The organism is Bacteroides sp. f07 (assembly GCF_042854785.1).
Taxonomy (GTDB): domain Bacteria; phylum Bacteroidota; class Bacteroidia; order Bacteroidales; family Bacteroidaceae; genus Bacteroides.
On the sequence record NZ_BAABXI010000001.1, the window covers coordinates 1,004,603 to 1,027,985 of the forward strand.

Below are 23,383 nucleotides of genomic sequence, written 5' to 3' on the forward strand. Positions count from 1 at the left end.
ATGAAGATTATGAAACTATATAAGAAAGCCCTTTTGATTGTATCGCTTGGACTGACACTGAATTCGTGTCTGGACCTTGATCCGCAGGACCAGTTGGCGGATGGTAATCTGTGGGGAGCAGCAGATGACTTTAAATATTTTGCAACCAATTTTTATGGTTGGACACGTGATTTCAAGTCAGTTATTTCTGACGGTGCACATTCCGACTGGCGTTCGGACTTGATGACTTCCAGTTCCGTAAATATGTACAGTAACGGTAGCAATCCGATTCCGACTTCCGACGGTAACTATACAAGCAATTATGCTCATATCCGCCGCTGTAATCTGTTGCTGCAAAAGGCGGCATCTTTTTCCGGCAACGGCGATATCAGCCGCTATGTAGCGGAAGCCAAGTTTTTCCGTGCTTATTCTTATTTTGATTTGGTGCAATTGTATGGAAATGTGATTCTTACCAGAGAACCGTTGGATATTACTTCACCCGAATTACGCATGAGCCGCAATGACCGCAGTGAAGTGATTGACTTCGTAATTCAGGATTTGAAAGATGCGGCTGAAGTATTGCCGGAAACTATTGCGACGGATGATGAAGGACGTATATCCAAATGGGGAGCTTATGCATTCCTTTCACGTGTCGCTTTATATGAAGGCACATGGCAGCAGAACCGCAATAATGAAGAGCGTGCCAAGATCTTGTTGGACATTGCTGCGGATGCGGCGAAGAAAGTAATAGACAGTAAGCAGTTCGAACTTTTCAAACCTGCTTCTTTGGGTGATATGGCTTATAAATATCTGTTTATACTGGAGAATGTGCAGTCCAATCCTGCCAATCTGACTAAGAGTGCCAATAAAGAGTATATATTCTATCGCCGTCATGATGAAACGATTGCTCCTATCGGGACTAATATCACTCACGGTTGCGTGGCTAACGTGCAATATATCAACCGCAAATTTGTGAATATGTACTTGTGCAGCAATGGATTGCCGATTGAGCATACAAAGAGTGCCGATGTCTTTAAAGGATACGGGGGACTGACTACGGAATTCGAGAACCGTGACAACCGTATGAAGAATTGTCTTTTGGCTCACGGAACCAAGTATTGGGATAACGACAAACCGCGTATCGACTGGAAAGGCATGGAAGGAGAAGATGCGACGAATGCCATCACATGTAATGTTTTCCAGGGTTCCGGTTATCAGAATCAGAAATGGGGTACGGAGCGTAAAGTTGCCGATACGTTTGAAGGTTATGACTTCCCGATTATCCGTTATGCAGAGGTTTTGTTGAATTATGCGGAAGCCATGTATGAATTAGGGACTACCGGTAAAGCTTTGGACGATGCATTGAACATTTCATTAAATTTGGTTCGTCTCCGTGTGAACCCTGATATGCCTAAACTGACAACTTCTTTTGTTTCGGAAAACAGTCTGGATATGCGGGAAGAAATTCGTCGTGAACGTACCATCGAATTGTACAATGAAGGTTTCCGTGTTGATGACCTGAAGCGTTGGAATACGGCTATTGTAGAGATGCCGAAACCTATTCTTGGGGTGAAATGGACAGGAACGGACTTTGCTACTTCATGGGCGGGTGCTTCTACTATGGCAAAAGATTCGGAAGGTTGTTTGATTTTGGAAGGCGGCCGTCGCTGGGGTAGTAAGAACGACCTGTATCCGCTTCCGGTAGACCAATGCCAATTGAATCCGAACTTGGGACAGAATCCGGGATGGCAATAATTAAGTCTGAAATAACTTAAAGAATAAGAATTATGAAAAGAGATTATATAAAATATTTTGTCGGACTGGCTGCTTGTTCGCTTTTAGGTCTGACTGCATGTGATGATGATAAGGATTTGGGAGAGAAGATGGATGAGATGATTACAATATCTGCCATTACTCTTGAAGATACTCAATATGACGCAGGAAATAAAACGATTTGTTTGCTAAAGAATAAGGAACTTCAGCTCTTTTGGAGTATCATGCCCGAGAGTGCGACTGATACGAATGTACAATGGACCTCGTCTGATGAATCTGTTGCGACAGTTACACAGGAAGGTCTGGTTATGACTAAAGATAAAGCGGGAAAAGCTATCATAACAATGACACCGGAAATAGGCTTCGGGCCCGAGGCTGCTATCGTCACCAGAACAGTTGAAGTTGTGGATGAATATACCTATATGTCAGCCGTCAATATAACTAATGTTCCGGCAGAAGAGATTGCGGCAGGCGATGAATATCAATTAACTGTTTCTTCAGAACCGGCAACTACTACGTTCAAGCGTTATAAATGGACAAGTAATAACCCGGAAGTAGCTACAGTGGATGAAAAGACAGGTTTGGTGACCGGAATCAGCAAAGGGGATGCGACTATTACAGTGACGGCTGATGATTTCAGTTCGAATCCGGTGTCTGCAAGTTGCGAGATAGGGGTTAAGATAGTAACTCCAATTACCGGAATGACGTTTACTGAAGATGCGGAACTTAATCAATTGGGATATGGACAGGAATATCAGATTAAGTACACGTTGGAACCGGTAGATGCTACAGCTTCGCTGCTGGCTTGGACGAGTGATAATCCGGAGGTGATTAGTGTGGATAAAACAGGAAAATTGAAAGTACATACTACTAAGGCCGCTTCTGCTGTGATAACAGCTTCTTATGGCCCTGTTGTACAAAATGTAACTGTCACAGTTGCCGATGGACGTTTCTGGTATTCATTAGGTAATGGTTTGGGGAACGGACTGGATAATAATTGGTATTTGGATGGCAACAATGCGTCTGTCGTTTCATCTGACGGAAATAAGACCACTGTTCAGATGGGCTCTGGATACCGTGGTGACTTATGGCTTGCAAGAAATGGTAAAGGAAAAATTGTAAATGTAACTCCTGCTGATTATAGATATTTTGCCATTAAGATAGGATTTAAATCTCAATTGATTCCAGGAAAGAACAAACCCAATGGCTGTATTAAATTAGAGATTTTTGATGATGGCATTAAGAAAATCGGTCCTGAATATTTTGGAACAGGCGGAGATGCTAATAATAGATACGAGATTCTGGGTGCAAGTCAGATTTCGACTGCGGAGCCAAATGTCTTGTATTACGACTTACAGTCAAAATATAAAACAGTGACTCCTACAGATTGGAATCAGGTATTTGATTTAGTGCAATGTAAGTTTGTAATTGCCGATTTCCCGGAAACTGCTCAGACTTATGATCTTTACTGGATTCGTTCTTTCAAATCCCTAGAGGAACTTCAAGCTTTTGTAAACAGTGAAAACAATAACGAATAACTACCATGAATAAGATGAAAATACATACAATAATAGGAGCAGGGCTTTTCGCCCTGACTTCTACCGCACTTTTTGCCTGCAGTGAGATAGAAGACGGTTCTAATGATATGAGCAGTTGGCCGGAAGTAAAGGATTATGTTACGACCTTGGAGCATCCTTGTATGCTCCATACGGAAACGGATTTTGAGTTTGTAAAAGGGAAAGTACTATCCGGTGCACAGCCCTGGAAGAACGCATTCGACCATTTAACTCGTGGTGGAAACAACTTGTCGCAATCCGGCTATAAGGCATCTCCTGTGAAATTGTTGGCGCGTCTCGACCAAAATAACTGGTCTGGTAAATATCCTAATGACTGGAATAATTATACGAAATTGATGAGAGATGCCGCTGCCGCCTATCAATTGGCTCTTCGATGGAAATTGTCGGAGACGGATGGCACACAATATGCCGATGCAGCTATTGCTATTCTGAATGATTGGGCTAAAACCTGTACCGGTTTTATCGTGAACGATAAAGGGGAGTTTATAGACCCGAACGAGTTCTTGATTTTTATACAAGTACATCAAATAGCAAATGCAGCGGAAATAATGCGTTCTTACTCCGGATGGCAAGACGCTGACCTTGCAAAGTTCAAATCATGGATAGTCGATGTGTTCTATCCCCATATTACGAAATTCCTGTCCACACACAATGGAAACGAATGTGCACTTCATTATTGGCTGAACTGGGATTTGTCTGCAATGACTGCATTGCTTTCTATCGGTATCCTGACAGACGATAACTTCAAAATCAATGAAGCCATTCAATACTTTAAGTTTGGTATCGGTTCGGGAAATATAGGAAACGGTGTCCCGTTTACGCACCTAGACCCGGATAGTAATGAAATGTTGGGACAATGTCAGGAATCAGGTCGCGACCAGGGACATGCCACTTTGTGTGTCAGCTTGTTAGGCGCTTTCTGCCAGATGGCAAAGAATGTGGGGGAAGACCTTTTCATATTCGATGACGGACGTGCATTAGCTATGTGTGAGTATGTGGCTAAATATAACATCGGTGGTGCTGAAACTGGTAGCTCAAGCGCTAGCTGGAAGATGACTGATTTTAGATATACGGATAATGACTTGCCTTATACTACCTATACCAATTGTAGTGGTAGCTGGGATACAATTTCGGCACAGGAAAGAAGAGAAGGAAAAGATTCCCGTGGTGAGGTGCGTCCTGCATGGGAATTAGTGAACCGTCTGGCACAAGATTATGGAAAATCGAGTATCTATGCCAAGATGTGGGTAGATAAGATGCGTGAGAACGCTGGTCGCGGAAATTCAGATGGCGGAGCCGGTGATTACGGACCTAATAGCGGTGGCTATGACCAGTTAGGATTCGGTACATTAATGTTTGCCAAAGAATAAATAAGAAAAGATTCCGTACCGAATGAAGTATAAACGGGGAGAGTGCGCAAAGCAAAATCTTCCCGTTTTTTTATTTTAGGGCTATTAATTATATCTTACTTTCCGGAAAACAACCTTGTTTCCGAAAAAGTAAGATACATCTTCATAGAAAATATATAGTTTTGCAACAAGCATTGTGTTTTACTTAATTTTATATCTTATGAATAAGAAACTATTAGTGTATTTGTGCGGAGTAGTGATATGCTTTATGGCTGCCTGCTCCGATAATGAAGATGAACAGACGAAACCACAAGAACAACCCAAAGAAACACCGGAAGTGATAACGGAAGTGGTAGAAACTTTGGAAGAGACAGTGCCTCAGGCTAGTGACTTTGTTGAAGTGTTGAAGAAAGCCGATTTGACAGGAGTGACTGCCGAAAAGATTACTGTATTTGCCGTCAGGAATGAACTTGATTTATGCTGATATTCTGGGATTTTATAATAAGGTTATGATATGGGATGCCGGAAGTGACAGGTTTGTAAGTGATGCGAACGCTTTGATTCGGGGCAGTATGCGCTTGTTCCCATTGTTTGATACCTATTTGCAAAATGAAGGTTTGGAGTGATTCCTAAAGCAATCTCGATGCAATATCCGGAAATGACACAAAATCCAGGATATTATTAAGTCAGTGGTTATATGGTCAGGAAATCTTTCTGGGTAAGCCAATGAATAAGCCGGACTTGAAGGGAGAAAACTGATAGATTAGAAGAATTATAGAAAAAATAGTGAAGGGGATTAGGTATTTACCTAATCCCCTTCGTATATATAAGCAAATAGGTCAGTAAATAGATTGTTTGAAAGAAAAGATATTAGATTCGGTTTTCCGGATGATTAGTTTTTATAAAGGTAGAAAGAACCTGTTTTTAGGAATAACGATTGAATTTTGAATGAACTTGATTTGTAAGGTATATGCGTAAAAAGATTCTGTTTTTGGCAGGGATGATGGCTTGCTGCACATTGGCGGGCGCACAAGAAATTTCTAAGACTTGGGTGGCTGATAAGGGAAATGGAACTTATCAGAACCCGGTTCTTCATGCTGATTATTCCGACCCCGATATATGTGTGGTCGGAGAAGATTTCTATATGACAGCATCCAGTTTTAATTGTATTCCCGGAATTCCTATCCTTCACTCCAATGATTTGGTGAATTGGTCGTTGGTGAACTATGCGTTGCCGGTGCAGGAACCGAAAGAATTTTTCGATAAGGCACAGCACGGCAAGGGCGTATGGGCGCCGTCTATCCGTTTTCATAAAGGGGAGTTTTATACTTATTGGGGCGATCCGGATTATGGAATTTATATGATAAAGACGAAAGACCCGAAAGGAAAATGGAGTAAACCCGTATTGGTGAAAGCCGGAAAAGGGATGATTGACGCCACTCCTTTATGGGACGAGGACGGAAAAGTATATCTGATACATGCCTATGCCGGAAGCCGTAGTGGAGTGAATAGTATTCTTGTGATTTCAGAACTGAATACAGAAGGAACGGAAGTTATCTCCGACCCGGTGATGGTGTTCGACGGCAACGACGGAAAGAACCATACCGTAGAAGGACCGAAACTCTACAAGCGGAACGGATACTATTATATTTTTGCTCCGGCAGGTGGGGTGGCTACCGGTTGGCAATTGGTGCTTCGCTCAAAGAACATCTATGGCCCTTACGAATCGAAAATCGTGATGGCACAAGGAAAGACAAATATAAACGGCCCTCATCAAGGCGGTTGGGTAGATACTCATACAGGTGAATCCTGGTTCGTTCATTTTCAAGACAAAGGGGCTTATGGGCGTGTGATTCACTTGAACCCGATGACCTGGGTGAATGACTGGCCGGTAATCGGAGTGGATAAAGACAAAGACGGTTGCGGTGAGCCGGTGACTACTTATAAGAAGCCGAATGTAGGAAAGACTTATCCGGTAGCTACTCCGCCGGAAAGTGATGAGTTCATTACCCGGCATTTGGGGTTACAGTGGCAATGGCACGCTAATAAGCAAGATACTTACGGATTCACTACCGACCTAGGATATATTCGCCTGTATGCGGGCAGCCTTTCAAAAGAGTTTGTGAACTTTTGGGAAGTACCGAACCTGTTGATGCAGAAGTTTCCTGCGGAAGAGTTTACAGCCACTACCAAGCTGACGTTTACCGCAAAACAGGATGGCGAACAAGCCGGACTTATCGTGATGGGATGGGATTACAGTTATCTTTCTATCCGCAAGGCGGGAGATAAGTTTATTCTGCAACAGGCAGTCTGCAAAGATGCGGAACAACAGAATCCCGAGCAGGTAAAAGAATTAGCACGTATTCCGGTGGAATATCTCAAGATGCCGGGAGTAGCGGATAATGAATGGAAAACAGTTTACTTGCAGGTCAAAGTCCGTAAAGGCGCTGTGTGTTCGTTTGCTTATAGTCCGGACGGAAAGAAATATACGACAGTGGGGGACGCCTTCACCGCCCGTCAAGGCAAATGGATAGGAGCCAAAGTCGGTGTATTCTGTGTGACTCCTAATGAGGGTAACCGCGGTTGGGCAGACGTAGACTGGTTTAGAGTAAATAAAAAATAAGAATTAACACGAAGATATCAGATTAAGATGAAAAAGATTGTAGTAGGTTTGGCTGTGATATTAGGGTTCTGTACGTGTGCTCATCAGCCTTCCGGTACATTGGATGTGAATAAGGCATTGGATTACTGTGCAGAACAGACACAACGTACGCTTGCGGAACTGAAAACGGATTCCGGAATTGACTATACGATGATGCCGCGTAATATCATGGCTGACGAGCAACACTGGAACTGTCGTAAAGCTACGAAAGAAGAATGGTGTGCCGGTTTCTGGCCGGGAGTGCTGTGGTATGATTACGAATATACGAGAGACAAGAAGATTCGGGAAGAAGCGGAGAAGTTTACGAACTCTCTGGAGTTTCTTTCCAAGATTCCGGCTTTCGACCATGATTTGGGATTCCTCGTTTTTTGCAGTTATGGGAACGGTTATCGCCTGACCAAGAATCCGGCGTACAAACAAGTAATCCTGGATACAGCCGACACACTGGCTACTCTATTCAATCCGATAGTAGGGACAATCCTTTCATGGCCTCGTGAAGTGGAACCCCGCAACTGGCCGCACAATACAATCATGGACAACATGATTAACCTCGAAATGCTTTTCTGGGCGGCAAAGAATGGCGGCAACCCCTACCTGTATGATGTAGCGGTAGCTCATGCCGACAAGACCATGAAATGTCAGTTCCGCCCCGATTACACCTCGTATCACGTAGCTGTATATGATACAATTACAGGAAATCTGATTAAAGGAGTCACCCATCAGGGATATGCCGACAGTACGATGTGGGCGCGCGGTCAGGCATGGGCAATCTATGGATATACCGTAGTCTATCGTGAAACGAAAGATCCTAAATATCTCGACTTCGCGCAGAAAGTGACCGATGTCTATCTCGCACGCCTACCGGAAGACAAAGTACCCTACTGGGATTTCGACGCCCCGGATATCCCGAATGCTCCCCGTGACGCTTCGGCAGCTTCGGTGGTTGCTTCCGCTTTGCTCGAATTGTCTACGTATCTTCCGAACGGGACAGGAAAACGCTATAAGGATGCGGCTGTCGGGATGCTGGCAAGTCTAGGTACCGACAACTATCAGAGTGGTAAAAGCAAGCCTTCGTTCTTATTGCATAGCGTAGGGCACTGGCCGGCCCATTCGGAAATAGATGCATCCATTATCTATGCGGACTATTATTACATCGAAGCATTGCTAAGATTAAAACGCCTGCAAGAAGGACAAGCGGTACTTGGATAAAATAGGACTTGGACTAGAAAGAATAAGAAAGAACAAGAATCAAAAAGAATTAGAATCAAAAAGACCGGGACAAGGTCTGAAAAAGAAATGCTCTGCAAGAACTATTCATTCTCTGCAGAGCATTTTTACTGGTTAGGGTTAGGTTGCTTATTTATTATTGTTTCACCTTGATGATGTCATAATTCAAGTCGCTGACAGCTTCCTGTAAGCTATCGTTCACCAGGCGGAGAGTAGTATCATTCACAATCACGAAATACATCGGAGCATCATTGCTATTCTTCGGGGTTAATTTAACGGCGGTAACAGGTTTCTTGTTCACGACTTTGTGTACAGTCTGCTGTTTTCCTTTCGAAGTGAAGGTTTTGTTTTTGCCCTGGCCTTCTGCATTGAGGTAAGTCATATCCAGTGTATAAGTGGTGTCTATACCATCAGTTGCAGCGTTCAGGGTCAGTACATAATCGATACCCGGGCCGTCGGCAGCGGGGAGAGTACCGGCATAAACTTCAGTCATTTCAGTGATTGGAGTCATTGCAATGGCGAGACTGTCTGCTTCTGCCTCTGCAGTTTTGTTGGCTTTTGATTGGCAAGATGCCAAAGCAGCTACGACGGCTGCTAACATAATTACTTTTTTCATTGTTAAGTGCTTTAAGTTAATATAAATATAGTTGAGCTACCGCTCGGTTTATCCTTATTCTTCATCCCGTTTGATGACCAGCAGTTTGTCTACTCGTCCCCGGTCCATGTCTACTACTTCGAACTGCAGGTTCTTGTAAGTAAAGATGTCTCCGGCTTTCGGGATGCGGCCTATCAGGAACATTGCCAGTCCGCCTAAAGTGGTGAAGTCTTCCGATTCCAGGTCTTCATAGGATAAGATTCCCATTTCTTCCATGAAGTCGTCAATGTTCATTGAGGCTTCCACCAGCATCGAACCGTCCTGCCTTGTGACGATTTCTTCTTCTTCCGTTTCGTCCTCTTCGAGGATGTCTCCAAAGATACTTTCGGTCAGGTCGTGCAGTGTGATAATACCTTCCGTGCTACCATACTCGTTAACAACAACTCCGAACTTGTTTTTGTTCTTCTTGAATAGCTCTAAAACTTTATTTGCATACAAACTTTCTGGAATAAAGAGAGGAGGACGGGCTATCTCACGCAGATTGAACTGTTGTTGATTGCCTACCATCAGGATAATATCTTTTACGGAAACCACTCCGATAATCTCGTCTCTCCGTTCGTCTACCAACAGATATTTGCTGTAATGTTCTTCTTCAATGACCTTCATTACCTTTTCCTGCGTGTCGTCAGGATGAAGGATGATGAGATCCCTGCGGTGTGTCATCAGTTCGTTGGCACGTTTGTCCGAGAAGCGGAACACGTCACGTAGCATTTCCGTTTCTTCCTTGTCAATCACACCCTGTTCCGAACTTTGGTGGAGAATCATTTTTATCTCTTCCTGCGTCATAGGGCGTTCTTCACTTTTCAAGCCGATAAGTCTGTTCAGCAGTCGGGTAGAGATACTGAGCAACCAGACAAAAGGATAGGACACTTTTGTCAGCAGAATCATTATCGGGCTGAATAGGATTGCATATCTTTCAGGATTGCTGAGGGCGATGGATTTGGGAACCAGCTCTCCGATGATAAGGGAAAGATAAGTGATGACTGCCACGGTGGTAATCATGGCCAGGTTGCGTGCGTACGCTTCTGCTCCCGGAATGAGAGAGAACAGGGGAACGAGGTCGTCGGCGATGGCTACTCCACCATAAGCACCGGATACAATACCGATGAGAGTAATACCGATTTGAATAGTAGACAAGAACTTTTCCGGCTCTTCCAGTTGTTTTAATACTCCGCGTGCTGATTTGTTACCTTTAGCTACAAGGGTTTCGAGACGTGCTTTGCTGGAAGATACCAGTGCAATTTCATACATGGCGAATACGCCATTCAGTATGAGTAAGAGAAGAATGATAAAAAATTCCATAAATGGATTAAAATGGTTATAGCTTCGAAATTACATGAAATCACGACACTATGCAAATCTATGTAATATATTAATGAATATTTAATAATCGTGTTGTCTTTTTTTGTATTAGAAGTGGAAAAGGGAATGCTGAAGTACGGTCACTTCGGCATTCCCCTTCCTAATTATATGATAAAGAGATAGACTCCTTATTTCTTAGCGTAGCTGTCTGCTTTGGCTTTGGCGCGTTCGATACGTTTTGCTGTATCCGGGTGAGAAGAGAACATTCTCTGCATATAAGAAGATTGCGGAGCTCCTTCGGCCATTTTTGCTAGTTTGGTCAATGCGTTAGCCATGGCGTAAGGGTCGATATTATTTTTTACACAGAACTCAACACCATACTCGTCTGCTTCGTTTTCCTGCTTTTGTGAATACTGTGCACCGGCAAGGGCTTCTGCCATAGCTCCCAGTTCAGAGTCAGTCAGTTTGGCAACCTTGTCGCTGGCTGCGCCTGCCGCGTTCTTCACTGCCGAGCGGAGATAAGCGTTTTTCATTGCGTCTTTAGAGTCTGTGTGAACCACGTGGCCGATTTCATGTCCTACCACTGCCATCACTTCTTCGTCAGTCATAACATCCATCAGTCCGGCGCAGATACGTACACTACCGTCGCCACAGGCAAAGGCATTGACGTCTACCACTTCATAAACACCGAAGTTCAGTTTCAGCCCGTCCATTTCTTTGATATGTCCGGTCAGCTTCTCCAGGCGTTTGCCGTACTCAGTGTCAGGTTTTGTCAGCGGATTGTGCGTGTCCATCCATGCCATGTATTCCTTGCTCATGTTAGCGATGTCGGCGTCTGATAATGTAACTGCCGATACTACGTCTTTTCCTGCTTGCAGGGCTTTCCCTACATTAAATTTCTTTCCGAACTGTGCGGAAGCTGTCATTCCCATGCCCAGTAATACGAGGGCAATCATAGCAATTTGTCTTTTCATACTCTTTTAATTAATGTTCAATTATAAAATTAATATTCAAATGTAATTCCTAAGGTTGGCAGCAATGTCCCACTTGATTGTTCAATGCGTTTCATTCTGTAATGCCGGCTGTCGGCGGGAGCTTCCGGGTTTTCGATAATTCCCGTGCTCATAAGCACATCCTGTTGCTTGAGTTTGCTCATTGTGATATTTTGCAAGTCAATATAGAAACCCAGCATACAGTGTTTCAGATAAAATGTCTTATCAATGCGGATGTCTGCCTGCACAAAAGCAGGCAGGCGTTCCTTATTGTATTTTGTATAGTCGTAGTATGCTTTCCCTTGGGCATCCCACGCAGACACAAGAGATGATTTGTCTTCATCATAAGGTGTGTAGGGAGCACCGCCGATACAACTGACTTTCATTCCGACGCTCCATTGGTGGGGGAGATTGTACGTCCCGCGCAGATTGAAAATAAACCGGTTGTCCCATGCGGAGGCAATGTATTCACTCTCTTTGTCGTTGCGGTATTCACTTTTAAATAAGGTGAAGGAAGAAGCAAGATTCAGCTTCTTGGCAATGAGCCATTTTACTAAAACCTCTGCGCCGTAAGAGCGTCCTTGGGCAGTGGAAGTCAGCAATTCATTGCCGATTACTCCATAGTCATTTCCTTTACAGGTAAGAGGGATACCGTCTGCAACAGAGAGCGGAATCTTATCATAGTCTTTGTAGAACCCTTCTACGGAGACTTCAAAAGTATCGCCCTGACGCCAACTGATGCCCAGGCTTTCCTGACTGACTTTCATGTAACGGAGATTGTATTTGTTGGCATACGTTCCGTTATTGTTCTTAAAGCCAAGAGCTGTATAAGGGGGAAGCTGGTAATAAAGTCCTGCATTTCCGCTGACAAACCAGTGGTCGGCCAGTTGGTAGGAGAGGGATATGCGGGGAGACAGTTGGTCGGAAAGCGACTTCATTGCCGACGAATAATTGTTGGCATCGGCTCTTAATCCTAAAGAGGCTGTGAAGCGTTCGTCCATTGACGAATAATTGATGGTTCCGAAAATCCCCCAGCGCAAGATTCCTAAATAAGTGTGATAGTCGGATGTTTGTGCCTGATTGGTATATACTTTCTGGAAAGTTGTATTGGAGTATTGACTGTAATCCAGGTTCACTCCGAGGTTGATTTTCCAGTTGCGGAAAGAAGATTTGTTCTCGAAGCGGAATTTGGTTTCCTGTTCGGTAGAACGAAGACGGAGCATCAGATTCTCTGGAACACTTTCGTCGTTCTGACGGTATTTCGTGTTGCGGTTGTTCAGATAGCTGTGGCTGACAACCAGTGATTGTACATGCGCGCCTGCATAATGACGATATACAGCGCCCAGCGTAAATGTTTCCTGTTTGATTTTAGGCAGGTAACCGAGGATATATTCGTTGTCTTCGCTGTCGGCTTTGGTATTCAGCCGCATATTGTCAATCCCTCCCAGTCCCAATACGGTCAGTTCGTTCTGTTCGTTGAAACGGGTTTTCAGTTTGAATTGGGCATCGGTGAAAGTCGGCAGGAAAGGAAGACCGAGCATATCAAACAGGAACTGCAAGTAGGATTGGCGTACGGATACCAGATAAGAAGTCTTTTTCCCCAGATGTCCGTTGGAGGCGAGGGAGACTTCGGAAGCCCCGAGCGTTGCTTTCAGTGAGTTGCGTTCCATATCCCCGTCACGCAGTTTGAAGTCAAGCACGGAACTGAGCGCATTTCCTTTGTCGGTGGGGAAAGCACCGGTATAGAAGTTCACCTCACGTATCAGGTCGGCATTGAGGATTCCTACAGGGCCGCCGGACGCACCTTGTGTGCTGAAATGATTGATATTCGGTATTTCTACTCCGTCCAGATAAAAACGGTTTTCGAAAGGAGAGCCGCCACGCACGATGAGGTCATTCCGGTAGCCTATCGGTGAGAAGGCAACCCCGGGATAAGACTGTACGATACGTGAAATATCACGGTTGGCTCCTGGGCTCTTTTCTATTTCCTGTAGTCCGATAATACGCAGGCTGACGGGACTTTCCATATCACGACGGAAAGGAGATGCAGTGACGGTGACTCCTTCGAGTTCGGTCAGGTTTTCTTCCATCTCAATCGGGATATTCAGGTTCCGGGTGGAAAGGATGTATTCGGGAGTGGTGACGCTTTTGTATCCGATGGCGGTCGCTTGCAGGCGATAGATGCCGGGCGGCACTTGCTCAATTGTGAAATGTCCTTCTGCGTTGGTGACACTGCCTTTGTTCAGGCCAATGACCATCACATTGATGAACTCCAATGGTTGACGGCTGTTCTTGTCAATCACCGTTCCCTTTATCTGGTGCACGGGTTGTGCTTGCAGCAGGGGGAGTAATGTATTAAAAAACAAAAGAAATATCAGCAGTCTTTTCATGCGATTGCAGTTTAGTGCCGCGAAAGTACGAAAAAAGTATTAAAGAATGATATATTCAGTGAATAAAAAAGGAATATATCTTATATTTGTGGGAAATATAAAAACAGATTCCTTGTGAAGACTGTAAAATTGATTACTTGCAACGATGCGATGAAGGCACATATCCTTCAGGGAGCGTTGGAATAACTTTATCTAACTATATACATATAATGAAAAAGAGAAATTTCCTGTTAGCTGTTTTATTATTGCTACTGGCAGCGCCTTCTTTTGCTGCCCGGGTAGATACCTTATTAGTAAATAGTCCTTCCATGAATAAAGATGTGCAGGTGGTGGTCGTTACACCGGATGCTGCACTGGGAAAGAAAGCGGTGGCTTGTCCTGTCATTTATCTGTTGCATGGTTACGGCGGAAACGCAAAGACATGGATTGGTGTAAAGCCGAATCTTCCGCAGATTGCGGATGAAAAAGGAATCATCTTTGTCTGTCCGGACGGAAAGAACAGTTGGTATTGGGATAGTCCGAAAAATCCGTCTTATCGTTACGAAACTTTTGTTTCATCGGAATTGGTGAAGTATATTGACGAACATTACAAGACGGTTGCCGACCGGAAAGGACGTGCCATCACCGGATTGAGTATGGGCGGACACGGGGCGATGTGGAATGCTATCCGTCATAAAGATACGTTTGGTGCCGGTGGAAGTACCAGTGGTGGAGTGGATATTCGTCCGTTCCCGTTAAACTGGGAGATGGCGAAACAATTGGGCGAATTTGCACATAATAAGAAGTCATGGGACGAACATACCGTTATCAATCAGATTGATAAGATAGAGAACGGGGATTTGGCAATCATCATCGACTGTGGCGAATCGGATTTCTTCTTGAATGTAAACAAAGACTTGCACAACCGTCTGTTGGCAAGAAAGATTAATCATGATTTTATTACCCGTCCGGGCGGACATACCGGAAAGTATTGGAACAACTCTATTGATTACCAAATCCTGTTCTTCGATAAGTTTTTCAAGAAATAAAGGGGCTAATGCTTGACTTTGGCTTTTTGATGTTGTATCTTTGGATACGTCAATCATAAAATAGATTGAGGTTAAACTACGATAGAAGGAGAAAGTGAGAGCTTTCTCCTTTTTTGTTGTATGCTGTTTATTATTTGATTCTTATTCCGGTTCCACCCGTAAACACTCTGCTTGCCGGACTGCTGACACTCTTCTCTATCTTGAATTGTGCTTTTGTTTTATCCTCCTCTTCTTTTGGTGGATAAGTTTTGTTTAGTACTCCGAGGGCAACACTTAGCAAAGTTTCTTTTTCATCACCGAACGGCAGGAAAGTCAAGTAATCGGTTGAGGCATTGACTGCGTATGTCGGTTTGAATCCGCCATAAGTATCATGCTCTGAATTATAGATAGTACATACGGCTGGGTTGACAGACCACATAAACTCTTCATTGATGAATTGTTCCGTAGCTACATTTTGCCCCTTAGTTGAACTACCGATAGCTATTAAAGATTGAATTTTTCCGTTCAGACTGTGTATCAACATTTCCGGTGCTCCTGCCGTATCTCCACTTATCAGAACGATAAGAGTCACTAAATCAAGATTTTTGCCGGAGGGATTTAATAGTTCCGAATTGAATGTCAGAGTTGCATCTTTATCCGTGTTCTTGTCATTATATTCCAGGAATGCCATTGTTTGGTCAAGATAATAAGAAGACACAAGCATGGTACTTAACAGTTGTGTACAATCAATGCTTCCTCCTTTATTATATCGTAGGTCAAGTATCACTTGGTGGATATTCTTTTGAGCAAGTTCATCCGACCATTCGCGTAATTCGGTATTGTATTTTTCCGGATTATCTTTAGTGCCTGCTGTAAAGTTGTTGTACATCAGGTAACCGACTTCGCTTCCGTCAGCCAGCGTTAATATTTTCTTGCAGTGGATAGGGTTGTCTACCAATGATACGGCTGCCCCTATTTTTACCGGGTCGTCTACCGGCACAACCCGGTAAATTTCTTCTTCTTCTTCACCTTCTACTGGTGGTTCTGCAGGTGGCACTTTTTGATATTTTCCCAAAGTTACTTCTATCGGTTCTGTACCTTGCAGTAGTTGACTCTCGTATTTTTTGCTGATATACGATGTATCTACTTTTACAATCCAGTCACCACGTTTTAGTACGGCGGCAGCCGGTGAACCGGGAATGACATAGGTTATCAGTGCATTGTAAGCAGTGTCTATATCCGGGTTGCGGACTAGTGAATAGTCAAATCCGTAACTGGGCAGTGGGGTTTCCATCACGGAATCCACGAACGAATAACTGTCGTTTTTTGATTTTACTTTAGACAGGAACGTGGCAGGCTCCTGGAATAGGTTCACATCATTGTAGGAAGGTAGGTCTTGATACCACAGATAGTTCTGTTGCATGATATCGTACATCCATGTATCCAATGCAGTCATGTGGGCATACTCCGGCCAACGGTCGACGCCGCAGGAGAAAAAGCCGCTGATAAATACGATAACCAGGGCAGGTATAAGGATTATCTTTCTTAAATTTGTCATCATAAAAAGCTTTTCACTGTGCAAATGTAGGAAATACTTTGCTTATCTACCACATTTATGGTATAAAAATGCCTTTAATGTGTGATTGGCTGTTAGAGGATTCCACCTTATCTTTGTATCGTTAAAGTTTTCAATAGGTATTGACTATTATTAGGTCTTTGATTGTTATAGAGTAAGTTATTAATAGACGAATTATTTTAATGGATATAGCTGCATTATTATCAGGGGGTGTCGACAGTTCGGTTGTCGTACATCTCCTTTGCGAACAGGGATACAAGCCGACTCTTTTTTATATCAAGATTGGTATGGACGGGGCGGAGTATATGGATTGCTCGGCAGAGGAAGATATTGAATTGTCTGCTGCTACAGCCCGAAAGTACGGTCTGGCTTTGGAAGTAGTGGATTTACACCGCGAATATTGGGATAACGTGGCGGCGTACGCTATTGACAAGATTAAGAAAGGACTGACCCCGAACCCTGATGTAATGTGCAACAAACTCATTAAGTTCGGTTGTTTTGAACAGCGTATCGGAAAGGATTTCGACTATACAGCAACCGGTCATTATGCTGCTACCTTGGAACGTAATGGCAAAACCTGGCTTGGGACAGCTAAAGACCCTATAAAAGACCAGACGGATTTTCTTGCACAAATAGATTACCTGCAAGTCTCCAAACTGATGTTCCCTATTGGTGGACTGATGAAGCATGAAGTGCGCGAAATGGCGTTGAGTGCAGGATTGCCGAGTGCCCGGAGGAAAGATAGTCAGGGCATTTGCTTTCTCGGAAAGATAAACTATAATGATTTCGTCCGCCGTTTCCTTGGAGAAAAGGAAGGGGTGATCATTGAACTTGAAACCGGCAAGAAACTGGGTACACATCGCGGCTATTGGTTCCACACCATCGGACAGCGGAAGGGACTTGGGTTGAGTGGTGGCCCCTGGTTTGTGATAAAGAAAGATATTCAGGAAAATATTATCTATGTATCTCATGGCTATGGCGTGGAAACGCAATATGGCAATGAATTCCGAATCAACGATTTCCATTTCATTACGGATAATCCGTGGACAGGGCAGAATAAGGAATTGGATATAACCTTTAAAATCCGCCATACTCCGGAATTTACCAAAGGAAAACTCATACCGATAGGAGAGAATCAATTTCGTATTTTGTCTTCTGAAAAGTTACAGGGCATCGCTCCCGGACAGTTCGGAGTTATTTACGATGAAGAATCGAAAATCTGTGTGGGAAGCGGGGAAATCTTCTGTTAAATATTTCTTTTTGAATGGTGAAGATTGGCTGAACAGGATAATTGTCACGTACTATTGTTACGTAGAATATTGAATAAAGGGGATTACTCTCAAATATAATATTCCGCCAAATCCACAATTCCCGCCCGCATCGCATACTTGGTAGCTTCATGCACATTATTCACCCCCAACTTGCGAAAGATGTTCTTGCGATGGCTATTAATCGTGTGGAAACTAAGATTCTTCTCTGCCGCAATCTCCTTGGTCGTTTTTCCTAACGCAATTTCTTTTAGGATATTCTTTTCCGTTTGCGTCAGCAGATGGTCGTCCATCACTGGCGCGGCTATCGGAGAAGCATTGCCGGAAAGCAGTAGATTACTGACATGATTGCATATATACCGTTGTTTGCGGGTGGCGCATTGAATGGAAGTTATGATTTCCTCTTTGGAGTTATCTTTCATCACCACTCCGAAAGCCATGCTGCTGAATAGTACCTGCCGGAGAAAACCAAGGCTAAGCTCATCGGAGAATAGAATCCAGTCGGCCTCTTTGAATCTTTCTTGCAGGACGATGAGTTCATCCGCTCCGGCAAAGTCGAACAATGTATAATCCAGGATAATCACCGCTTGCGGATACAATCGTAGTTGCTGAATCAGTTCTGCCTTATTGTCTACTTCTAAAAGAGCGGCCACATCCTTTTGCTTGCCCAGCAGGAACATCATACCTGCCTTGCTGATATCCTGATTGTCTGCGATGATGAATTCTCTCATAATTTAAGAATGGATAAATAAAAAACTCCGTTACAAATGTACGCATTTTGCGCGATTTGTAGCGGAGTTGTGATAAGATTCTTGTATCCGGATTACCAGGAACGTCCTTTGAAGATGTTAGACTGGTCGAGCGGAACGATATTTCCGTTCAGTGTCAGGTTATTGTTGCTGAAGTTGGGGCTGATTGTAACCGAAGCATTGTTGTCTCCGCCGCTCATGGTGATAAATACCTGGGCGGAGATGCCGATACCTTGAACGCTGAATGAGCAGTTCACATTCCCTTTCTTGTCGACATTCATCTTCATGTCCGAAGAGTTACCATCTACTGTGACACCACCGATTCCGTTAGGGCCGGGATAAGGAGTGTTGAAAGCAGTCTGTACTGTGGCTCTGTTACCGTTCATCAGAACGAAGTTGGTGTTTGAAGTCACAAAAGCACTCATACCATTGCGGAAGATAACCTGATTGGCTTCCAATACAAATTGCTTGTTCTTCAAAGCCTGTACGGCCTGTTGGTAAGCTGCCATGTCCTGTACCTGTTCTTCGGCACGGAGTTTAGCTCTTTCCGCATCTCTCTGAGCTTTTCTTTCTGCGCGGCGTGCTGCTGCGTTACTTTCCTGTGCATACATCATCGTGCTTGCACTTACTAATACCAATGCTAATAATGCAATAAACTTTTTCATAACTTTTTTTTGTTTAGGTTTAATACGTTGTCCGTTTATTGCAAAAACAAAGTCCATGCCGGATTGTTCACGAACGTCGTGCAATTTTATATCCGATAGCTGCGACGGCAATACTCATTAAAGGGCTGATAATGTTGAAAAAACAATAGGGAAGGTACACCAGTGTAGGTACGCTAAGAATCGTGGCCTGAGTCATTCCGCAGGTATTCCAGGGAATCAGCACAGATGTAACGGTTACTGAATCTTCCGTAGTCCGGCTCAGCAGGCAGCTTTCGTATCCTTTTTTAGCATAAATATCCCGAAACATATTACCGGTCAAAATGATGCTGATATATTGGTCGGCAGTTGCCACATTAAGGAACAGGCCGGAGCAAACCGTTGCACTGACCACACTGACTGTTTTCTTCATGAAGCGGACAAAGATAGAAGTGATACTGCCCAGCATGCCACTGGCTGTCATCGCCCCGCCAAAACACATGGCACATAGAATCAGCCAGATTGTATTCATCATTCCGGACATACCGCGTGTGGCGATTAAATCTGTCAGAACGGCATTATCCGTGTGCAGGCTTGTACTTCCGTAGATGGTCATCATCAATCCCTTGAACAGCGAATCGAAACCGGAAGCGGTCATTCCCGAAACCTCCTGCAGCAAATCCGGTTGGAAGATTAAAGCAAAGATGCCGGCTAGTAAGGTTGACAGGAACAGCGTGATGATAGAAGGGACTTTCTTTGCAATCAATATTCCTGTTGCCACAGGGACTATCAGAAGCCACGGCGTGATATGGAACTTCTCGTTCAATGCGGCGGCCACTTCCGTGATGTGCTGCGTATTGCTTGCGTCATGTGAAAATCCTGCTATGGTGAAAATAATAAGCGTGATGATGATAGAAGGAACTGTCGTTATCATCATATAGCGGATATGGCGGAAAAGGGGAGTATCCGTGACGGAGGCTGCCAATATAGTCGTTTCCGATAAAGGTGAAACCTTGTCGCCGAAATATGCGCCGGAGATGATGGCACCTGCAATCCATCCTTCCTCGAATCCTTGTGCTTTCCCGATGCCCATTAATGCGATGCCGATGGTGGCAATCGTAGTCCACGAACTTCCGGTCATCACGGAAATCAGTACGCAGATGATACAGGTGGATGCAAGGAAGAAACTCGGGTGGATAATCTGCATCCCATAATAAATCAGTGTAGGCACTATGCCGCTAATCATCCAGATACCGCTTAGTGCGCCGATAATGAGTAGAATAATGATAGCTGTCGTCACTCCTGCCACATTGTTGGTTATGGCAATCTCATAATCTTTCCAGGGGATTTTGTAGAATGCCATTCCGATAAGGATACATACGGCAGTAGTGGAAAGCAATGATACCTGGCTTCCGCCACTTAGGGCGTCACTGCCGAAAGTGCGGATAGTGGCAAACAACAGTAATACGAGCACGGTAATCGGTATCAGCGATACAATAGGAGAAGGGGCTTTTTTCATATTAAGTTCTCTGGTACTTTCTCTTTTATTAAGACATTTTATTATCAGGCATCAATGCCGGTAAATGTTTTTAGGGCGTATCCGATCAGGAAGCTGATACCTGCTACACTGAAACTGAGTACGGCCATTTCCGTGAATCGCTTACGGAAACTTTCTCCGCGGGCTACGGAGTAATAGTAATTGAAGAGGGCGATAATGACAAGTGCCATACTTAGCATTACTGCCAGGGCTACGATTACGTTACTGATAAGGATAAACGGAGCGACCAGTGACACTACGGTAATCAGATAGGCAATGCCCGTGTAGACGGCTGCTTTTATAGGATGTTTCTTGTCGTCTCCTTCCGACTTGGTCGAAAGGTACTCGGATGAAGCCATTGATAATGCGGCGGCAATTCCCGTAATACTGCCGGTAAGGGCGATTAGCTTGCTGTCGTTCAGCGCCAGTGTAAATCCTGCCAGTGCACCGGTAAACTCCACTAATGCGTCATTCAGTCCCAATACGACCGAACCCATATATTCCAATCGTTCTTCATTGATGAGTGCGATGAGTTTCTGCTCGTGCACTTCTTCTTCCCGGGCAAGACGTTGCAAATCGGGTATATTGACATATCTGTCATAATTGCTGTGAGCGTTCTCTTCGCTGGATTCCATCAGCTTGATAGCGAAAGTAAGCCCTAACGTACGTGCCAGAAGATAGAAACGGGCAATGCGTTTATAGTCGGGAGTGACATCTTTTCCGGTATATTTCTTGAGAATGTTATAGTGTGACTTCTCTTCCGCGGCAATGAGCCTGAGTGTTTTGCTGTTGTTTGTGTTTTTTTCTATAAGGGCGAGCCGCTCGTATAGAATACTTTCTGTGATTTCATTCCGTTGGAAACGGATGAATTTATTAATGTCTTGTTGAGCTAAATTCATTCCTGTTCTTATTTTAGTTTGCAAAGATAGTACAAAATGCTCGAAATCTTTAGCATTGTGAGACCAGGCAATAAAATTTATTATAAGTTTATATTTTATTGGAATATAGGCAGATGCAGGCGTTAGTCGAGAATCGTCTTACGCTTTAGCCACCAATAACGTATAAAGAGTATTCCGGTGAGAATCAATGCTATGGACAGCCCCGTATAAAAGACGGAGATGAAACTGTCGGGCAACAGGCGGAAACTTCGGATAGTGATTCCCAAAGAAATCATGAATATCATGATTATCCAGCTTTTTACATCAAAGAAAGAGAAGGGGCAGTTGCGGGTTTCTTTCTTTTGCTCTATCCGCCGGGTATGTTTATAATAAAGTCTTCTGAAAATCAATACAAAGAATAGTAAGAAAACAACGGTCGCTTCTCCAATCTTGAACATCCACTCCTGAGAGCTGTTCAGCCAGGTCACAATTCCAATTCGTAAGATATTGGCACCGGCAATAATCCAGATAGTACCGGCGGTGATCAGTAAGATTTCTTTGTTAACTCCGTACTTCATTGGCTCTATTTTTTGTAATAAACGGTTTGACCGTTCATTTTGTTGACTCATTTCTTATAGAAAAGCGTAATTAATAAGGAAATACTCGTTAAAGCGACCCCGACACCGATAACACCGTGCCAGCCATACAACTGCCAAAAGCTACCCGCAAGGAACGTTCCTGTGGAGCCGCCGATAAAGTAGGTAGTCATGAAAATAGTATTGATGCGGTTCGAAGCGCGGGGATTCAGTTCGAAGATACTCGTCTGGTTACTGAGCTGGATACACTGCATTCCTATATCAATGATGATAATACCGGCGATAATTCCGATGTAGGTGTTCTCGCCGGCGAAAAACAGTAGCCAGGACAAGAGAATCAATCCGCAGCCGATGAAGTTGAAACGGCGCACACCCACCCGTTTTACATATCTTCCCACAAAAGAGGCGGTCAGTGCCCCGGCTACTCCGCAAAGTCCCAGCATACCGATAACGTCGCTATTGGCGAAGAAGGGTGCTTGTCCCATTTTAAAAGCCAGGCAAGACCACATGGCGAGAAGGGAGCCGAAGTTCAGCGCTGCCCGGATAGAGTAAATGCGCAGTTGCGGGAACTCTTTCACTAAAGCCAGCAGGGATTTCATCAGGTCGCTGTATTTTCCCCGGAAGTTGGTCTGAATGGTGGGAAGGACTTTAAGTACGACAATCGCACAGACAAACATCATGCCGGCGGCAATGTAGTACATTTCCCGCCATCCGAACAGTTCGCCTACAAATCCGCTGACAACGCGCGAAGCCAGGATACCGGTCAGCAGTCCCGATAAGACAATCCCTACATTTCTGCCTTTATGTTCCGGGCGCGAAAACTGGGCTGCCATGGGGATGAATATCTGCGGAATCATGGAACAGGCTCCTGTAAGGAATGAAGCGACAAGTATCACGTGGATATTATGTGCCAGGGCAATCGTCAGCAGGGAGAATATCAGGACGAGGAAGTTGGCAAGGATGATTTTCTTGCGCTGGTATAAATCGCCCAAAGGAGTGATAAACAACAATCCGGCTGCATAACCTATCTGCGTCACCATGGCGATGAGGTTGGTTCGGAACTCTGATATGCCAAGTTCATGGCGTATCATATTCAGCAGAGGTTGGACGTAATAGATATTGGCTACCGAGATACCCGCCACAATAGCAAGTGTCCAGAGGATAGACGCCGGTAGTCCTCCGTTTTCTTTTAATGGCTGTTTCATGGCGCAAAGATAGTAAAATT

General features: G+C 44.2%; 20 protein-coding genes and 1 pseudogene. 10 read left to right on the forward strand and 11 right to left on the reverse strand.

Annotated elements, in window-relative coordinates; translation table 11 throughout:
• The 7 genes from ACGHVY_RS04000 to ACGHVY_RS04030 all read left to right on the forward strand — a co-directional run bounded on the left by ACGHVY_RS04000 (window position 1) and on the right by ACGHVY_RS04030 (window position 8,549).
• Window positions 1-1,734 carry a RagB/SusD family nutrient uptake outer membrane protein gene (locus tag ACGHVY_RS04000; RefSeq protein ID WP_390597304.1) on the forward strand — a complete coding sequence of 578 codons (1,734 nt, stop codon included), beginning with the start codon at window positions 1-3 and terminating at the stop codon, window positions 1,732-1,734.
• A gap of 32 nt (window positions 1,735-1,766) precedes the next feature.
• Complete coding sequence (locus tag ACGHVY_RS04005) at window positions 1,767-3,290, forward strand: Ig-like domain-containing protein (protein WP_390597305.1); 1,524 nt, start codon at window positions 1,767-1,769, stop codon at window positions 3,288-3,290.
• Window positions 3,291-3,295: 5 nt separating this feature from the next.
• Window positions 3,296-4,699 carry an alginate lyase family protein gene (locus tag ACGHVY_RS04010; RefSeq protein WP_308744873.1) on the forward strand — a complete coding sequence of 468 codons (1,404 nt, stop codon included), beginning with the start codon at window positions 3,296-3,298 and terminating at the stop codon, window positions 4,697-4,699.
• 199 nt (window positions 4,700-4,898) lie between these two features.
• Window positions 4,899-5,162, forward strand: a complete 264-nt coding sequence (locus ACGHVY_RS04015) for a hypothetical protein (protein ID WP_390597307.1) — start codon at window positions 4,899-4,901, stop codon at window positions 5,160-5,162.
• Window positions 5,143-5,304 (forward strand): hypothetical protein, encoded by a 162-nt coding sequence (locus ACGHVY_RS04020; protein ID WP_390597309.1) that lies wholly within the window; start codon window positions 5,143-5,145, stop codon window positions 5,302-5,304. The genes ACGHVY_RS04015 and ACGHVY_RS04020 overlap by 20 nt, the downstream gene beginning before the upstream one ends.
• Before the next feature lie 344 nt (window positions 5,305-5,648).
• Window positions 5,649-7,301 (forward strand): glycoside hydrolase 43 family protein, encoded by a 1,653-nt coding sequence (locus ACGHVY_RS04025; RefSeq protein WP_390597311.1) that lies wholly within the window; start codon window positions 5,649-5,651, stop codon window positions 7,299-7,301.
• A gap of 27 nt (window positions 7,302-7,328) precedes the next feature.
• Window positions 7,329-8,549, forward strand: coding sequence for a glycoside hydrolase family 88 protein (locus tag ACGHVY_RS04030; protein WP_390597313.1), 1,221 nt, complete (start codon window positions 7,329-7,331; stop codon window positions 8,547-8,549).
• A 154-nt stretch (window positions 8,550-8,703) separates the two neighbouring features.
• Here the strand turns inward: ACGHVY_RS04030 and ACGHVY_RS04035 are convergent, their stop codons facing one another.
• The 4 genes from ACGHVY_RS04035 to ACGHVY_RS04050 form a co-directional block, all read right to left on the reverse strand.
• Entirely contained in the window at window positions 8,704-9,183 is a 480-nt protein-coding gene (locus ACGHVY_RS04035; RefSeq protein ID WP_390597315.1) for a copper resistance protein NlpE N-terminal domain-containing protein, read from the reverse strand.
• A gap of 54 nt (window positions 9,184-9,237) precedes the next feature.
• A complete protein-coding gene (locus tag ACGHVY_RS04040) occupies window positions 9,238-10,524 on the reverse strand; it encodes a hemolysin family protein (protein WP_308744880.1) in 1,287 nt (428 codons plus the stop codon).
• 188 nt (window positions 10,525-10,712) lie between these two features.
• Window positions 10,713-11,498: a M48 family metallopeptidase gene (locus ACGHVY_RS04045; protein WP_308744881.1), complete on the reverse strand. Its 786-nt coding sequence runs from the start codon at window positions 11,496-11,498 to the stop codon at window positions 10,713-10,715.
• A gap of 29 nt (window positions 11,499-11,527) precedes the next feature.
• Window positions 11,528-13,906 (reverse strand): TonB-dependent receptor domain-containing protein, encoded by a 2,379-nt coding sequence (locus tag ACGHVY_RS04050; RefSeq protein ID WP_390597317.1) that lies wholly within the window; start codon window positions 13,904-13,906, stop codon window positions 11,528-11,530.
• A 114-nt stretch (window positions 13,907-14,020) separates the two neighbouring features.
• Between ACGHVY_RS04050 and ACGHVY_RS04055 the strand changes: the two are divergent.
• Both ACGHVY_RS04055 and ACGHVY_RS04060 read left to right on the forward strand, forming a co-directional pair.
• Window positions 14,021-14,089: pseudogene (locus ACGHVY_RS04055) on the forward strand (DUF2007 domain-containing protein); the annotation flags it as partial.
• A gap of 26 nt (window positions 14,090-14,115) precedes the next feature.
• The gene (locus ACGHVY_RS04060) at window positions 14,116-14,934 is read left to right on the forward strand and encodes an alpha/beta hydrolase family protein (protein WP_308744883.1); all 819 of its coding nucleotides are present in this window, start codon (window positions 14,116-14,118) and stop codon (window positions 14,932-14,934) included.
• A 130-nt stretch (window positions 14,935-15,064) separates the two neighbouring features.
• Here ACGHVY_RS04060 and ACGHVY_RS04065 read toward each other — a convergent pair whose 3' ends face one another.
• Complete coding sequence (locus tag ACGHVY_RS04065; RefSeq protein WP_390597318.1) at window positions 15,065-16,474, reverse strand: S41 family peptidase; 1,410 nt, start codon at window positions 16,472-16,474, stop codon at window positions 15,065-15,067.
• Between the two features lie 197 nt (window positions 16,475-16,671).
• On the opposite strand from ACGHVY_RS04065, the gene mnmA reads away from it, so the two are divergent.
• Entirely contained in the window at window positions 16,672-17,739 is a 1,068-nt protein-coding gene (gene mnmA, locus ACGHVY_RS04070) for a tRNA 2-thiouridine(34) synthase MnmA (protein ID WP_390597319.1), read from the forward strand.
• An 89-nt stretch (window positions 17,740-17,828) separates the two neighbouring features.
• Here the strand turns inward: mnmA and ACGHVY_RS04075 are convergent, their stop codons facing one another.
• The 6 genes from ACGHVY_RS04075 to ACGHVY_RS04100 form a co-directional block, all read right to left on the reverse strand.
• Entirely contained in the window at window positions 17,829-18,488 is a 660-nt protein-coding gene (locus ACGHVY_RS04075; protein WP_390597321.1) for a DNA-binding response regulator, read from the reverse strand.
• A 92-nt stretch (window positions 18,489-18,580) separates the two neighbouring features.
• Window positions 18,581-19,171, reverse strand: coding sequence for a DUF4251 domain-containing protein (locus ACGHVY_RS04080; protein WP_308744886.1), 591 nt, complete (start codon window positions 19,169-19,171; stop codon window positions 18,581-18,583).
• A 67-nt stretch (window positions 19,172-19,238) separates the two neighbouring features.
• Window positions 19,239-20,666, reverse strand: a complete 1,428-nt coding sequence (locus ACGHVY_RS04085; RefSeq protein ID WP_308744887.1) for a Na+/H+ antiporter NhaC family protein — start codon at window positions 20,664-20,666, stop codon at window positions 19,239-19,241.
• A 44-nt stretch (window positions 20,667-20,710) separates the two neighbouring features.
• A complete protein-coding gene (locus tag ACGHVY_RS04090; RefSeq protein WP_308744888.1) occupies window positions 20,711-21,583 on the reverse strand; it encodes a VIT1/CCC1 transporter family protein in 873 nt (290 codons plus the stop codon).
• Between the two features lie 122 nt (window positions 21,584-21,705).
• Window positions 21,706-22,140: a hypothetical protein gene (locus ACGHVY_RS04095; RefSeq protein ID WP_308744889.1), complete on the reverse strand. Its 435-nt coding sequence runs from the start codon at window positions 22,138-22,140 to the stop codon at window positions 21,706-21,708.
• A 47-nt stretch (window positions 22,141-22,187) separates the two neighbouring features.
• Entirely contained in the window at window positions 22,188-23,363 is a 1,176-nt protein-coding gene (locus ACGHVY_RS04100; RefSeq protein WP_308744890.1) for an MFS transporter, read from the reverse strand.
• Window positions 23,364-23,383: the final 20 nt, after the last annotated feature.